The sequence below is a fragment of the Photobacterium sagamiensis genome, assembly GCF_050337085.1.
In the GTDB taxonomy this organism is placed as follows: domain Bacteria; phylum Pseudomonadota; class Gammaproteobacteria; order Enterobacterales; family Vibrionaceae; genus Photobacterium; species Photobacterium sagamiensis.
This window is the reverse complement of the sequence record NZ_JAKJSP010000020.1, coordinates 21,943-38,716: the sequence shown is the minus strand read 5'-3', so window position 1 is coordinate 38,716 and position 16,774 is coordinate 21,943. Positions and strand designations below refer to the sequence as shown.

Here is a 16,774-nt window from a genome sequence, read left to right as displayed (position 1 = left end):
TTATATTCATAATGCATTGTTTTTTTGAACAAGTATTACAAAAAAATGTAAGAATATGAACGAGCTTCCCTTTCTGGTTAGTAACGAAAGGCAATTTCATTGGGGGTCGCTTTACTGTGTTATATAAATAGGCTTATTGCTTAACGAATATCTCTTATCGTTAAGCGATAACCAAAAAACAAGGGCATGCCATTAAACAGTAAAATACTTTGGCATTCACCCTTGTTTTTTTTCGTTAAAATTCTTCTTTCAGCCGGTCGATAGAAGGAGCATAGATAGCAAGTAAGGCCGCTGACAATGTAGTTAACTCCAGCTCATCAGCACCTTGCTTACAAGCTATTTCCAGCTCCTCACAGGCTTTACTCAACGCGATGAGGCCAATAGCTCCGGCGGAGCTTTTAAGGCTGTGAACTGGCAGCTCAAGGGCTTTTGCTGAGCTATGCATGTTTATTTCGTTGATCAAGGTGGCCGATCGTTCGTAAAACATAGCCACCATCTCGTGTACCAGCCCATCTCCGAGGATCTGTCTGTCCCCCTCCAACACCGAGTGGTCAAAAAGAGTGACGGCAGGTTCCTTATCCACGTCCCGATCTATGTCCCTAACTGCATCGAGCTTGCCGGGTTGGCCGTTATAGACATTAGCGATGACAGTCTGCATCTGCTTAAACTGTACTGGTTTACCTAAGAAACCATCAAGGCCGGCCTCAAGATATGATTCAATTTCTTGCCGGAAAACATGRGCTGAGAAGGCGATAGTTGGTATATGGCGATTTGCTTTCTCTCKCAATCTACCCGTCAGCGTAACACCATCAGTATCCGGTAGATTAATATCCATTAARATGATGTCRACATCATGATYCTCTAYMGCGCGTTGTGCCATTTCTCCTGTCATGGCYACAACRACCTTRTGWCCAAGCWTGTCCAGRAAKCCTTTAGCGACCAGSACATTCGTTTCATTATCTTCTACCAGCAAAATATTCAATGGCGGRACAGTAAGGGAAACMGKYTCRTCWGTGGAAATCAGTTCWCCTTCCTYRCCAGCATTCAAYGGCAGAGTGAGAATAAATCGGCTACCGATATCAGGCTCACTGTACACTGTTAACTCCCCGCCAAGCATCTCAGCGAACCGCTTRCTKATAGGCAAACCTAATCCGGTACCGCGTTCTGATTGAGCCGCCTGTTCAAATGGCTCAAAAATAACGGCCTGTTTTCCTTCCGGAATACCTTTGCCAGTATCTAACACCTCAAAATTGAGCAAAAAACGCTCTRCCGCCAGTTGCTCCCTGAGCTGCACTCGAATTGTAACGCTTCCCGTATTGGTAAATTTAATCGCGTTACCCACTAAATTAGTGAGAATTTGAATGATCTTGTTGGAGTCGCCATACAAATAGTTGGGAACATCGTTTGCGACTGCGTAGGTTAGTTTGATGTTCTTTTCTTTGGCTCTGGCTTTAAGCATGTTGACAACATTGCCCACAATCGACTCGGTATGGAAATTTGTTTCATTAATGTCGAAATACCCGGCTTCGATTTTAGAATAATCCAGGACATTATTGAGTACCCCCATCAAAATTTCGCCTGATGACGTGATGGTTTTAGTGTAGCGTTTTTGCGCGCTGTCTAAGGCTGTATCATCAAGGAGGTGCAGTGTTCCCATAATCCCGTTCATCGGGGTGCGGATCTCATGGCTCATGTGAGCAAGAAAAGTCGATTTGGCTTTGTTAGCCTGTTCCGCTTGCTCTCGTGCTTTTGCATGCTTTGTGACTTCACTGTTTAGTGCGTTATTGGCCTCTGTAAGCTGCGTCGTACGTTCATCTACCAGTTTTTGCAGTTCATTCTGGTGCTCTCGCAAGGCTAAAGCATTTTTCTTAAATACCGATATTGCATCCGCAAGGTGGCCTATCTCGTCACTCTCCCCCCGCGGAATATCGACAGAAAGATCACCGGCCGCCAGTTTTCTTATTACCGCTGTCATACTGCCAGGAGCCTCAGGCACATCATATTTTAACAACAGTGCTTGGTCATTGGCTTTGTGGGTGTTTGCGGTCGTCTCGGAGGCGTGCTTGATACCGTCAGTGATATGAGCAGAGGCTTGCGAAATTTCCAGAGTCATGGATTGCAGATAAATAATGAAGTTGTTTACCGACTTGCCAATATCGCCCAACTCATCATGTGACGTGATATCAATCCGTGAGGTTAAGTCGGCTTCGCCGGTCGATAAAGTATCAATGCGCTCTTTGAGGATCACTAAGCCTCTAACAATCTTATTGATCGACCAGGTTGCGACCAGCAGAGCAATAATCAGCAGTACAGCGGCAGTAGCAATGTTCATGTACACTTTGTCATTAAAAATTTCTGCCGTAGCGCGAGTCAGCCCATCTTGAATGCTAGTGATGTCGCTCTCATAAGTGCCGGTAGCAATCGTCCAGCCCCATTCAGGAAAAATATTCCTGGCATAGGCAATTTTGTTCTCTGTTTGTTTGGTGGTCGGATTTTCGTAAGCAATTTTAACAAAGGCTTCGGATTGGCCTTTTATTCTGTCGGCAATTCTTGATGTTGTTGACGGAACGATAGTACCGATAATTTCTGCCTTGGGATGAGCCAGGACCTTGCCGCTCTTGTCCTGTACCCAAAAGTAGCCATTTTGGCCATATTTAGATGAACTGATAGTATTAAGAGCCGCCTCTAGTTCATCTCGCCTTAATGTACTGATGTATTCGCCCGTCGCAACAACCATGTTTAACGGTTCAAAATAAAACGATGCCGTCAGTTTTTCTTCGACTTTTTGGGTTACCGGGTTTAAGAAGTGATAACTGGTAAAGCCAAAAGCATTGGCTTTGGTTGCACTGACAATATTTCGTGCGTAATAGTTGCCATTGGTGTCTTTTTTATCATAAGCACTGGTGCCGATAATACTGGCGTTGGCTCCGTTAGCCTTGTTCACTATTGAGGCGGCATCATAGGCAAAGATATACCGGCCATTGTCCCAGCGGTATTCATTAATAAAAGCATGAATACTGGTTTCTGCATCGGCAGCAGAAGCACTGTTGTTATAAATATTGTCTATGGCATCTCTAAACGTAGTGATATCAGTCGCTAATTCTGCCTTGATATTTTCTAGCTTCGAATTCTCATAATAATAGGAAAGGGAGCGGGTAACGGTATCAACCTGGCCCTTTAAATTATCATTCAATAACTTAGCAACCTTAACACTCACATTACTTTGTTCCGCCTCAAGAACAGATTTTTCCGTATTCATAAGGCTTGTGATAAAAAAACCACTCATTGTCAGCAATGAGGCGCACATAATGAATGAAAGCTTGGCTCTTATTGTTATATTCACGGGGCTAAACCTTGGTTGTACTCATGTCATTTGAAATACGTTGTTCTTATGAGGCTTATCAGAAACACACTATGAGTTAACTGAAGGCTCGGCGTTCTATCTTGTTTTTTACCTGAAATTCTTCTTTCAGTCTGTCGAYAGAAGGGGGATAGATAGCAAGTAAGGCCGCTGACAATGTCGTTAACTCCAGTTCATCAACACCTTGCTTACAAGCTATTTCCAGTTCCTCACAGGCTTTACTCAGGGCGATCAGGCCAATGGCTCCGGCGGAGCTTTTAAGGCTGTGGACTGGCAGCTCAAGGGCTTTTGCAGAGCTATGAATTTTTATTTCGTTGATCAAGGTGGCCGAGCGTTCGTAAAACATAGCCACCATCTCGTGTACCAGCCCATCTCCGAGGATCTGTCTGTCCTCCTCCAACACCGAGTGGTCAAAAAGAGTGACTGCCGGTTCCTTATCCACGTCCCGATCTATGTCCCTAACTGTATCGAACTTGCTGGATTGGCCGTTATAGATATTAGCGATGACAGTCTGCATCCGCTTAAACTGTACCGGTTTTCCTAAGAAACCATCGAGGCCGGCCTCAAGATATGATTCAATTTCTTGCCGGAAAACATGGGCAGAAAAGGCGATAGTTGGTATATGGCGATTCGCTTTCTCTCTCAATTTACCCGTCAGCGTAACACCGTCAGTATCTGGTAGATKAATRTCCATTAARATGATGTCGACATCATGATYCTCTAYMGCRCGTTGTGCCATTTCTCCTGTCATGGCTACAACAACCTTGTGWCCAAGCTTGTCCAGRAAKCCTTTAGCGACCAGGACATTCGTTTCATTATCTTCTACCAGCAAAATATTCAATGGCGGRACAGTAAGGGAAACAGGCTCGTCTGTGGAAATTGGATCGCACTCCTCGGCAGCACTCAACGGCAGTGTGAGAATAAACCGGCTACCGATATCCGGCTCACTGCACACCATTAACTCCCCGCCAAGCATCTCAGCGAACCGCTTACTAATAGGCAAACCTAATCCGGTACCACGTTCTGATTGAGTCGCCTGCTCAAAAGGCTCAAAGATAACCGCCTGTTTTTCTTCATGAATACCTTTACCAGTATCTAGTACCTCAAACATGAGCAAAAATCGTTCTTCCGCCAGTTGCTCCTTGATCAACACACGGATTATAACGCTTCCCTGTTTCGTAAATTTAATGGCGTTACCCACTAAATTGGTGAGAATTTGGATGATCTTGTTGGCGTCACCATGCAAACAAATTGGGACATCGCTTGCGACTGCATAGGTTAGTTTGATGTTCTTTTCTTTGGCTCTGGCTTTAAGCATATTGACAACATTACCCACCATCGCGTTGGTGCGGAAATTGGTTTCATTAATATCGAAATATCCGGCTTCGATTTTAGAATAATCCAGAACATTATTGAGTACCCCCATCAGAATTTCGCCTGATGAAAGGATGGTTTTAGTGTAGTGTTTTTGTGCGTTGTTTAAGGTTGTATCATCAAGGAGGTGTAGCGTCCCCATTATCCCGTTCATCGGGGTGCGGATCTCATGGCTCATATGGGCAAGGAAAGTCGATTTGGCTTTGTTGGCCTGTTCCGCTTGTTCACGTGCTTTTGCATGCTTCGCGACTTCACTGTTTAGTGCATTATTGGCCTCTGTAAGCTGCGTAGTACGTTCATCTACCAGTTTTTGCAGTTCATTCTGGTGCTCTCGCAGGGCTACAGCATTTTTCTTAAATACCGATATCGCATCCGCGAGGTGACCAATCTCGTCACTCTCCCCCTGCGGAATATCGACGGAGAGATCACCCGCCGCCAGTTTTCTTATTACGGCTGTCATACTTCCAGGTGTCTCAAGAACATCATCTTTTGCCAACGGTGCTTGGTCATTGGCTTTTGGGGTATTTACGACCGTCTCGGAGGCGTGCTTGATACCGTCAGTGATATGGGCAGAGGCTTGCGAAATTTCCAGGGTCATGGATTGCAGATAAATAATGAAGTTGTTTACCGACTTGCCAATATCGCCCAACTCATCATGTGACGTGATATCAATCCGCGAGGTTAAGTCGGCTTCGCCGGTCGATAAGGTATCAATGCGCTCTTTGAGGATCACTAAGCCTCTAACAATCTTATTAATCGACCATGTTGCGACCAGCAGAGCAATAATCAGCAGTACAGCGGCAGTAGCAATGTTCATGTACACTTTATCATCAAAAATTTCTGCCGTAGCGCGAGTCAGCCCGTCTTGAATGCTAGTGATGTCGCTATCATACGTACCCGTAGCAATGGTCCATCCCCATTCAGGGAAAATATTCCTGGCATAGACAAATTTGTTTTCTGCTAGTTTGGTGGTTGGATTTTTGTGAAATGTTTTAACAAAAGCTTCGGGTCGACCTTTTATACTGTTCGCGACTTTTTGGGTCGTTGAAGAAATGATCGTGCCAACAATAGACGAATTGGGATGAGCCAGGATCATGCCGTTCTCGTCCTGTACCCAAAAGTAGCCATTTTGGCCGTATTTAGATGAACTGATGGTATCAAGAGCCGCCTCCAGTTCATCTTTCCTTAGTGTACTGATGTACTCGCCCGTCGCTATAACCAAGTCTAAAGGTTTGAAGTAAACCGATGCCGTTAGTTTTTCTTCGACTTTTTGGGTTACCGGGTTTGAGAAGTGATAACGGCTAAACCCAATAGCATTGGCTTTGGCCGCGCGGATAATTTCTCTTGTATAATAGTTACCTTTGCTATCTTTAGCATTGTATTGGTTGCTTCCAATATCACTGGCCTTTCTCCCATTAGCCTTGACAACACCCGACGCGGCATCATAGGCGAAGATATATCGGCCACCATCCCAGCGGTATTCATTGATAAAAGCATAAATGCTGTTTTCTGCATCAACAACAGAAGCACTGTTGTTATAAATATTTTCTATGGCGTCTCTAAACGTAGTGATATCAGTCGCTAATTCTGCCTTGATATTTTCTAGTTTCGAATTCTCATAATAATAGGAAAGGGAGCGGGTAACGGTATCGACTTGCCCCTTTAAATTATCATTCAATAATTTAGCAACCTTAACACTCACATTGCTTTGTTCCGCCTCAAGAACAGTTTTTTCCGTATTCATAAGGCTTGTGATAAAAAAACCACTCATTGTAAGCAATGATACGCACATAATGAGTGAAAGCTTGGCTCTTATTGTTATATTCACGGGTCTAAGCGACCTCTGGCGCAAAGAGGTAACCCTCACCGTGTACGGTGATAAAAATCTTGGGGTTTTTGATGCTTTCTTCCATCTTGTTTCTCAGCCGGCGGATCAAAACGTCAATGGTACGATCGCTCGGTGTATCAACCCGATGAGAGATCAGGTTTAGGAGCCGGTCTCGACCTAATACCCGGCAGGGGTGTGTGATGAAAGCTACCAGCAACTCATATTCAGCTTTGGTTAGCTTTACCATATCGTTACCCTTTGACAGCTGACGCTGAGCAACATCAAATTCAAAGTCCAGGAACCGGAATGTACTATCATCCTTTTCCAGTTGCGACCAGGCAGCCTCTGCCTGTTCTAAAGCGTCACGCGTGAGCTGGATACGCCATAACAAGTTTTTTGCACGTACCAGCAGCTCTCGTGGTTCTACAGGTTTGGTTACATAGTCATCTGCACCCATTTCAAGGCCTAAAATCCGGTCGATAGGGTCAGTTCGGCCTGTGACCATGATGATAGCAATGTCAGATATGTTCCTCACCTCGCGGGCAAGCTGTATTCCGTCTTCTCCTGGTAAGTTAATATCCAGCAGGATCAAATCAATTTTCTCGCGGTTCAGGATCTCTTTCATCCTAATGCCGTTATCAGCCTCGAAGACGGTGTAACCCGCTTGGGCGAAGTGGCCCTTAATCTTCATCCTAATAATAGGATCGTCTTCAACAATCAAAATTTTGTAAGTCATAGGTTCTCAGTATTCAGCCATGCTTTGTTGCCGGATTATCTTCCCAGAATGCGTTGTCTTTCGCTTGCCGTACGGCGTCTGTTTATTATTATGCTGATACATAATAAACCTTTCGCAAACTATTCCTATTTCTACACGCTGAATTGAGAGATTGTGACAGTTTTAGTGTGATTTATAGGGGGATTCCGAACGTTCTATTTATTGCACATCAAATGATCCTTTATCAGAGGCAGGTACATTTTATACAGGCATAAAAAAGGCAAGCTTCGCTTGCCTTTCTATACCTGGTAATACCAATCGGGATAACGACAAACAGCTACGTCAAATAGTCGGCTAACTGCTCTGCTGTCGGTAATGCCGTCATCGCACCTTTGGCGGTGGTTGCCAGTGCACCACACGCATTGGCTTGTTGAATCACTGCCAGTAAGTTTTCAGGTAGTTGCCAGTCATCACTCGTTACTAAACCCGCTAACAAGCCGCCGACAAAGGCATCTCCGGCCCCTGTTGTATCTACCGGGCTGACCGCTTTACCGGTGATCAGTTGCTGTTGCTGCCCCTGAACAACTAACGCCCCTTTTTTACCCTGAGTCACAATCACCAAAGGCAACGCGTATTTATCTTTCAGCCAGATCAGAGCTGCGGGTAAGTCGTCTTGTTCACTCAAGAATAACAACTCATCATCAGAGAATTTCACTACATCGGCCAACGCAACCGCTTCCAATACAACAGGTTTGAGCTCTGCAGGATCCGTCCATACTTCTTCACGAAGGTTAGGGTCAAATGAAACAAAACCACCCGCAGCTTTAATCGCAGCCATCGCAGCTAACGTCGTGGAACGAGATGGCTCATTCGCCAGTGCAATTGAACAAGCATGCAGCCATTCACCTTTGCTGAAGCTCGGTACATCTTGTGGCTGAAGGAACTGATCCGCACTCGGCTTCACCATAAAAGTAAAGCTGCGTTCCCCCTGATCGTCTAAGTCCACAATAACGGTTGACGTGCGCTGCGTTTCATCTAACAACATGCATTCGGTATCAACACCTTCATCAGCCAGCACTCGCTTCATAAAGTGGCCCAACGGATCACCACCGACACGACCAAAGAAAGCACTGTCGCCACCAAGACGAGAGATCGCAACCGCCACGTTCGCTGGCGCCCCGCCAGGACATTTTTGGTAATGTGTCTCTCCATCAGGAATAAGATCTACCACTGCATCACCAGTTACCCACACACGAGCCATTTTATGTCTCCAGACAAATCATTATTAACTGCTGAACATTATTGCTAAAACGGTTTAGCTGAGCAATAAAAAATTAGCATTGTCTGAGATGATGTGTGATCAAAACAGCAATACTGTTATCAGGATTTGGGTTATACCAATTCCATTAATTATCTTAGCTTGCAAGAAAGTGAGTCGCTAAAAAATGCCAGTCAGCATAGCTGACTGGCATTAGCACCTAAGGGCGTGCTTTATCAATAAACGACAGAACCCGTTTTAAACGGGCCAGTAAACTGCCATAAAAATAAGCACGAGTTCTAAATATAAACTCAGCGTTTAAATTTCCCCATGACTCCTTTTACCAGCGACACGCCAGCGAGCACTAAAGCACCAGCGACCAAACCGACAATCGCATTGAGTGCTCCGGAAATAATGGAGGAGGCTCCCGACACATTTGCCACGGATTCAGTCAGGTGGTGGATCATGATGTGAGAGTTCGGAATACTGTGAACCACAATGCCCCCGCCGACCAGGAACATAGCAATAGTGCCGATCACTGCCAGTGACTTCATCAGATAAGGAGCAACACCGACCAGCCCGTTGCCAACGCTCCGTTTCAGGGTGTTTTCTTCACTTTTCTGTACCAAATACAACCCCGCATCGTCAAGTTTCACGATGCCTGCCACCAGGCCATACACCCCAATAGTCATGACAACGGCGATCAAGATGACAACCAGAACCTGAGTCGTCAAAGATTGGTTTTGTACGGTTCCCAACGCAATCACAATGATCTCGGCAGAGAGAATAAAGTCAGTACAGACCGCCCCTTTAATCTTCTCTTTTTCAAACTCTTCAATATTAATATCAACGTGTGCCAGTTGATCACTCTGATCGTGTTTTTCTGTTTCATTGCCGTGCAAAAACTTATGGGCAACCTTCTCGAAACCCTCAAAACAAAGGAACAAACCACCCAACAACAACATCGGAGTAATTAACCATGGTGCAACGGCACTGATCAGCAGAGCCGCAGGCACCAGGATCAGCTTATTCTTAAATGAACCTTTAGCCACCGCCCAGACAACCGGTAGCTCACGGTCTGCCCGCACCCCCGACACTTGCTGGGCATTTAATGCCAGATCATCGCCTAAGACACCGGCGGTTTTACGCGCAGCGACTTTTGTCATCAAAGCAACGTCATCTAACACTGTCGCTATATCATCAAGTAACGTTAATAAACTTGCACCTGCCACAAAGAGACTCCCTTAACGTGAAGGAACCGTGTTCCCTAAAGAATAGTAATAAACACATTAAGATATAATCTAATCGCAAACTTGTATCTAGTCATTCAGATCTTGAGTTGATCATAAAAAACAAGATTGAATTTGTATTAATGAACAAACCTGTCTCCCATTTTTCTCGTCAGGTATCAAATCAAACCTGAACTTATACATATTGATTTATTGAGCAATTTATTGTTAACGTAGCGCCAACGTGAATAACCATCTGTTTTTAAAGTCAAATGGATTGATTTATGAGTGAATTAATAAAATCACTTAAGCTTGATGTGATCACCGTCGCACACAGTCACCTTGATTCCTCATGGGAAGATGATGTACACATGAAGCCATACTCGCGGTTTTACTACGTTAATAGTGGTGAAGCGCAACTTTTCCTAAAAAATAAAACCTACCAGTTTAAACCCGGGCATCTTTACCTGATCCCCGCTTACAGCCAACTGAGCGTAAAATGCGAAAGTAATATTGAAATCTATTGGGCTCACTTCAACGCCAATATTATTTCAAACATCGACATTTTTGATTTTATGCCTTTTTTCCATGAACTTAAAACAGATGGCATAGAAGAAACAACCCATTTATTTAATAAGCTATTATCCTCGTATAATGATGGGTTGTTAAAAAATTACCTGATGAACAGCGGACTGATGCTTCAGTTAATGGCACCAATGTTTGTTCGGGAACAATCAGAGATATCCAAATATCAAAATAAAATCACCCGTTTCCAACCTGTGATGGAGTACATTAATAATAATTTAGATAAAAAACTATCAATGCAAAAACTGGCTGAAATAGCCGGTTTTGAACGGACTTATTTCTCTGTTGTTTTTAAACAGCTGTTCGGGTTATCACCGAAACAGTACATCATGCAAAAAAGGATCAACAAGGCCCAGTACAAATTGCAATTCACGGAAGATAAACTTGAGGTGATCGCCTATGAGTTGGGTTTTTCGGATGCATTTCACCTTTCAAAAAAATTCAAGGAAATCGTCGGCATGTGTCCGAAGGCATTCAAGAGTATTAAGAATATAAAATCGCCTTAATGGTAAAGGCCGGAATGGGATAGGTATGACACCGCGGCTTTCACTGGAAAGCCGCGGTGGAAGTTAGTTTCATTTGTTTAAAGCAGGCTAATCTCACATAGCCAGTTGAATCCACTTACCAAGATCGTTCAATCTCTTCAATGGTTCTGCCTTTCGTTTCAGGCATCATATATTTAACCACTGCCAGCAAGAAGAACAATTCAATGGCAAAGCAGAAGAAAATAAACCCTGTATTCATGCTTGCCTGCATAATTGGGAAGATCTGCGCAACACCAGCACTGGTCAGCCAGATGCAGGTAGTGGCAATGGCAATGGCTTTGCCTCGAATACGATTAGGGAAAACTTCAGAAAGAACAACAAATTTTACAGGCCCCAGAGCACAGGCAAAGAAGGCGACAAATGCATTGATCGCAATAACGATTGGCCAGCCGTTGATCCCATTCAGGAACAGGTAGCCAATAACGAAATGAGAAACAATGGAACCAACAGTACCCACACCCAGTAGCTTTCTACGTCCGGCCGAGTCGACATATTTCAGCGCAAATATAGTGGCGATCATATTAACCAGCGCAATTGTTGCAAAGCCCCCCAGAGAGCCACCCAGACCAAAACCGGCAGCTTCGAAAATTTGCGGACCGTAATAGAAAATCACAGACACACCAGAGGCTTCGGTCAATACACAGATAAGAACACATAAGATCAGTGGCTTACGAAGCCTCTGGGTAAAGAGATCGCCAAATATCACATTGCTCTCTTTTTTAACCGCTTCTTCAATATCTTTACAAACTGCTTCGGCTTTTTCGTAACCATTGATCTTAGTCAGTATGGATAAAGCCTCTTTTGAGCGGCCCTGGTTAACAAGCCAGCGTGGGCTTTCGGGAATAAAAAATGCGCAAACTAAAAACAAAATTCCCGGGATCGCTTCAGAGAAAAACATTGCCCGCCAGTTCTCATCAACGGCAAACCATCGCCAAAACGTAGACATATTTTCAGATTCAGCATGGGATTCAGCAAAAGAGAAAATACCCCAGTTTGCGAATACACACATGACAATACCAATTGTAATGGTGAACTGAAACAGGGTTACCATACGCCCACGAAACTTTTCGGGGGAAACCTCAGATATATAAAGAGGACAAACCATCGTCGAAACACCAATGCCAAAACCACCCAATAAGCGGGCTAGTATAAGCTGTAGCGGCGAAGCGGCCAGGCCACTCCATGTTGCGGAAATAAAGATCAATATGGATGCCAGAATAAGTAACTTCTTTCGCCCCAGCGCATCAGAAATAAAACCAGCAACACCTGAGCCGATCGCACATCCCCAGAGAACACAGCTCACATAAAAGCCCAACTCTGCAGGAGTAAACTGAAACTGTTTAAGCACCTGAGAGTTAGTACCGGAAACAACCACAGCATCGTACCCAAACAACAGGCCTCCGCAGGCAGCGACCAGACAAATAAACCATAAATAGAAGACTGAACCTTTAGACACATCCTGGTCTGTTGTATAGGCTACAGACTGAGCCTCATTGGGCATAGACATAATTTTCACCTTTAGTTTTCAGAAGTTTTTGTTAATTTTTGTAATAGTGCAAGATAATCTTTCTTATCCTTTCCTGAGCAAGCCAGAAAAGTGTGTTTTCCCACTTAAAGAGGGGATCTGCTCAATAAGTCGTTTAAATTTATGAAGCTGTTGATCAGAAATCAGGGAGTGGCCAGCCAATTGCCAGTCAATATTGAGCCTGCTGTATTTAGGCTCGCACGTATTATTGAAGAGACAAAGATCCCAGCGAGAGACCACATCTGACAAGTTTTCATTAATAAATTTGGCAATCGACAACAGATTGTTATTGGTGGCCGTTGCGCCGGGGACCAGCGGAGTACGGATCCATAACCGAGTATTCGGATTTGAGCGGATATATTCGGCCACAAAAAACAGGTTCTCGATTATTTTTTTATTTGAACGACTGGTATATTTTTTATGATCGCCATCATCGATGGTTTTAATATCCCAGAGCAGCAAATCGGTGTAGGGTAGCAGCTGCTCGTAAGCGCTTTGCTTCGCGAGTCCGCACGTATCGAGAGCAGTATGTATTCCTGCGTGCTTTAAGCGTTCGAAAAGCAAACCAACAAAACGGGAATGCATCGTCGGCTCACCGCCAGAAATCGTCACCCCACCGCCACTGCGTTCATAAAATGCCTTATCCCTGATTAAATAATTAAATGCTTCCTCAACCGACCATTCAGTGCCTACAAGCTGCATTGAGTTTGCCGGACAGTGCTCAACGCATTCACCACATGCATTGCATAATTGCCGGTTAATAGAAAGACCGCTATTGGTTCGACGAACTGCCTTCATTGAACAAACTTTCAGGCACTCGTTACAGCCAATGCATTTTTTTGCCACATTCCAAACTTCCGGTTTAACTGAAATACTTTCAGGGTTATGACACCAGAAACAGTTCAGTGGACAGCCTTTCAAAAAAAGGGTGGTTCGCATCCCGGGTCCGTCATCAGAGACCATACGGTGTGTATCAAAAACACATGCCCTAATGGTTGAAGACGGAAAATAATCAGAGACCATATTTTATTACCAATCAAAAAAACAGGTTGATCGTTTCAAAAACAATTTGTCAGGCCGTTCAAAAGTCTGACCGGCCTGAATTGGATTAATTGAAATCTTTGTAATTAACCCTTTCTATAAACTCTTTTTGAAATTGCTTATCCATGACAACAAAGTGTGCCGAATAACCGGTTACTTTAACGACAATATCCTGAAACTCCTCCTTGTCGGGATTCTCATAAGCTTCCTTCAGTTTCTCAAGATCGATAACATTGAGGTTAATCTGCACCCCGCCCTTATCGAAATAAGTATCAGAGAACATTTGTACAAGATCCCCCCGCTTCACTCCCTCGGCAAAACAAGAAGGTTCCAATTCAATCTGCAACGAGCCCCCCTGATATTTAACGAAGTCAATTTTACAGATAGAATTAATCGTGGCGCTAATACCTTCGGTATTTCGTCCATGCTGGGGATTCATTCCATGGGCTATAAATTCTTCCCTCTTACGTCCGTCCGGTGTTGCTCCCAGGAGCTGGCCGGCATAAGTGTGTCCCATATACTGGAAAAGTGAAGGGCGGAAGTTAAATCCTTTGATATTACGTTTGCTCTCAAGCACTTCGCGAATATGCTCACACAGGCGAACACCAAAACTATCTACTTCATCGGAGTCGTTACCGAATTTGTCACAGTTAAGGAAGTGCTGGCGCATTACCTCCTGGCCCTCCCAGTCATGGTTAACAGCATCCAGTACCGCTTGCAGCGAGTATTTCCCTTCGGTAAAAACCAACTTATTAACCGCATAGAGCGAATCAATTACATTGGGCATACCGAGAACATTGACTGAGGTATAGTTATTTTTGACAGCCCGTATATCGGTCACGTCGCGACCATTTTCAATTGGACCGTGCATACAGAACGAGGTCAGCATTTCGGGCCAGACGCGGTTATGCCACTCGTAGGTTGCGTTCTTGAACTTCACCAACGCATCTGCGGTCTTTTCTATTTCACCGTCATAAATTTTCCAGAAGTCTTCGAAATCACTGATATTACGGTCTGCGGCCATTTGCAGGGCTCGCTGCATCGGCTGAATGATGACAAAGGAATTCAGATCGTGATCACTGTACTCATTGCCTACCGAGCAATACCACTGGCAGCCACTGTAAGAAATATTCCAGCAGTCCTCAGGGGCGTAGCCAGAGCGAAGGTTACTGGCGCGGATCACATCATAATTGATCAATGTCGGCGAGCCGCAGCCATGACGAGCTACGACATCGCAAGCATAATTCCAGAAACTTTGATCGATCTCAGAGTGCCACATAACACCCAACTGGTTATAACCGCCAACCAGATCGTAAGCTTCGACACCAATCCAACTCATCTCACAAGTGGCATCTTTCAGTGCTTCATTCCGGCCCCCGAAAGAGAAATAATTACCGCCGTATTTCAGATAAAGTTCGGCAATATATTCACGTGCTTCGGCTTTTGTAATACGCCCGGCTTTCAGATCTGCCTGGTAGAAATCGTTTAAATACAGATCAAGTCGACCGTAGCCGTTTCCATGTCCGTACATTCGCTCACAGATCTGATAGAGCTGGATCCACTGAACGGCTTCTTTAAAGGTTGCCGGTGCCTCTTTCCAAATATTTTTCGTATTTTCGTACACTTCCAGATAGCAGGCTCTCTTTTCAGGATCCTTCTCGCGCTGGGCTAGCTGCAGTGCCTTATCCGCATGTTTTTTGAAGTAGCGCATCACACCCTGAATAACTTTTTCTGAAGCAGCCAGATATTCTGCACTTTTATCGTTGCGTTGTTCTTCGTACTCAGCCCTATATTGTCTTGCCTTATCAAGCAAGCCCTGCAAGCCCAACGTCAATCCAATAGAAAGATCCGGACAGGTATGGGTAAAACTGAATCCACCGGCACCAAGTTCACGTCCTTCAAAACCAATTTCTCGTACTTTATCCGGATAACGATAAAGGCGGGCTTCATCAAGCTGCCAGTGAAATTCACCGACAACTTTCTCGAAGGGATAAATCTCAGCCGGGCTGTGATCTAAGAAGAATGCATAATCCGTCGCCCAATTATCCCAGCTATACTCGAAACCATTTACCTTTGACGGCATTTTATCTGCGTATGGAAACGGTTTGCCATTGTCGACACGGCAATTGTGATCGCCAATATTAATTCGGTCATCCACCGCTTTTGACTGCTCACCCGTCGCTGGTGAAAATGCTTCTGCTTCACCCGACCAGTGATAGACAAGAAACTCCGCATTATCGCAATAAACATCACGTTTATGATTTTTGTGAAGCCAGTCGCGACGGTCAATTAAATGCTTAAGACGGCTATCCGGCTTAAACTGGCCATTACAAAGATCGGCTGAATAGGCTCTCGTTGCAGTCTCATCAATATCGTAATCAAGCATATCTTATCATCCCTTAGCTTCTTATACTGGAGAGGTAATTAATCATTACACACATATAATACAGGGGTATTTAAAGCGTTCTCCATGAACGAAAAAGATATTGGCATGTAATTCTGTTGTATTTTGTTAGATAAACTACACAGGTTGAAACAAAACTTATAAAGACAACATATTTCTGAAGTCAGAGATCAACATAAAATATGACATTTCGCCAAAAATTAAAATAAATGAGATCAGAGGAAAAATATTACTTCATGGTATTTAGGTAAGAAAGGGGGGAATCCATGTTTAAGTTATTCTGACACTCACCTTCTGTGAATAATTGTGACTATCAGATCAATTCAAAATAAATTCAGATTATGCGATGGGCATCTCAATTGCTATATTTTTATGTTTTTCTCGGAATAAATAATTCCGCAGAACCGCCAGTGGCATTATTTTGACTTCCTATATCGCTATCACGTTACAACTTTCAGGGGGATCGATCTCTTTCAACTCAGCAAGTACTTCTACAGCCCAGTTGATGCCCGCCTGACGGATGTGAATATTACGACGCAAAGTCCGTGCCTGACGACCCAGATCGGTAATAGAGTAAACCTTACGATCAGGTTTACTCTCAAGGAAGGAAACTTGATAAGTTACTAGATTTTTACCCGTCATTTTACACAGCTCCTAGTAGATCTGCTGGTGAATGGCTTTCCAGTAAAAACCAAGTTTGTTAGAAAGCTCTTTTTTAATATCGTAACCTGTGGCATCACGAGAGCTCAGCACATTTAAGATTATATGTTGTAATGACACTGCTTACTCCGTTATATAAAAACAACAAATATCCGAGCCTAATTGTGACATCACATCTCGATGCAACACATTGAAAGGGAATGATTTCACCTTGAATTGATAACAAATAGAACATTAACGTTCGAACCT

General features: G+C 44.0%; 9 protein-coding genes and 1 pseudogene. 1 reads left to right on the top strand and 9 read right to left on the bottom strand.

What is annotated here, in order from left to right; genetic code table 11:
- Window positions 1–235 precede the first annotated feature (235 nt).
- From L4D76_RS09635 to L4D76_RS09615, 5 genes are all read right to left on the bottom strand, one after another.
- Window positions 236–3,259 carry a cache domain-containing protein gene (locus L4D76_RS09635; RefSeq protein WP_428440694.1) on the bottom strand — a complete coding sequence of 1,008 codons (3,024 nt, stop codon included), beginning with the start codon at window positions 3,257–3,259 and terminating at the stop codon, window positions 236–238.
- A 160-nt stretch (window positions 3,260–3,419) separates the two neighbouring features.
- Window positions 3,420–6,479: a cache domain-containing protein gene (locus L4D76_RS09630; protein ID WP_428440693.1), complete on the bottom strand. Its 3,060-nt coding sequence runs from the start codon at window positions 6,477–6,479 to the stop codon at window positions 3,420–3,422.
- An 88-nt stretch (window positions 6,480–6,567) separates the two neighbouring features.
- Complete coding sequence (gene torR / locus L4D76_RS09625; RefSeq protein WP_428440692.1) at window positions 6,568–7,299, bottom strand: two-component system response regulator TorR; 732 nt, start codon at window positions 7,297–7,299, stop codon at window positions 6,568–6,570.
- 316 nt (window positions 7,300–7,615) lie between these two features.
- The gene (gene cscK / locus L4D76_RS09620; protein ID WP_428440691.1) at window positions 7,616–8,539 is read right to left on the bottom strand and encodes a fructokinase; all 924 of its coding nucleotides are present in this window, start codon (window positions 8,537–8,539) and stop codon (window positions 7,616–7,618) included.
- A gap of 308 nt (window positions 8,540–8,847) precedes the next feature.
- A complete protein-coding gene (locus tag L4D76_RS09615) occupies window positions 8,848–9,768 on the bottom strand; it encodes a DUF808 domain-containing protein (protein WP_428440690.1) in 921 nt (306 codons plus the stop codon).
- A gap of 281 nt (window positions 9,769–10,049) precedes the next feature.
- On the opposite strand from L4D76_RS09615, the gene L4D76_RS09610 reads away from it, so the two are divergent.
- Entirely contained in the window at window positions 10,050–10,856 is an 807-nt protein-coding gene (locus L4D76_RS09610; protein ID WP_428440689.1) for an AraC family transcriptional regulator, read from the top strand.
- Between the two features lie 115 nt (window positions 10,857–10,971).
- On the opposite strand, the gene L4D76_RS09605 is transcribed toward L4D76_RS09610, so the two are convergent.
- The 4 genes and pseudogenes from L4D76_RS09605 to L4D76_RS09590 all read right to left on the bottom strand — a co-directional run.
- A complete protein-coding gene (locus tag L4D76_RS09605; RefSeq protein WP_428440688.1) occupies window positions 10,972–12,402 on the bottom strand; it encodes a sugar porter family MFS transporter in 1,431 nt (476 codons plus the stop codon).
- A gap of 63 nt (window positions 12,403–12,465) precedes the next feature.
- Window positions 12,466–13,443 (bottom strand): glycyl-radical enzyme activating protein, encoded by a 978-nt coding sequence (locus L4D76_RS09600; protein ID WP_428440687.1) that lies wholly within the window; start codon window positions 13,441–13,443, stop codon window positions 12,466–12,468.
- A gap of 85 nt (window positions 13,444–13,528) precedes the next feature.
- The gene (locus L4D76_RS09595) at window positions 13,529–15,847 is read right to left on the bottom strand and encodes a pyruvate formate lyase family protein (protein ID WP_428440686.1); all 2,319 of its coding nucleotides are present in this window, start codon (window positions 15,845–15,847) and stop codon (window positions 13,529–13,531) included.
- 564 nt (window positions 15,848–16,411) lie between these two features.
- Window positions 16,412–16,645 (bottom strand): annotated as a pseudogene (locus L4D76_RS09590) (PadR family transcriptional regulator); the annotation flags it as partial.
- Window positions 16,646–16,774: the final 129 nt, after the last annotated feature.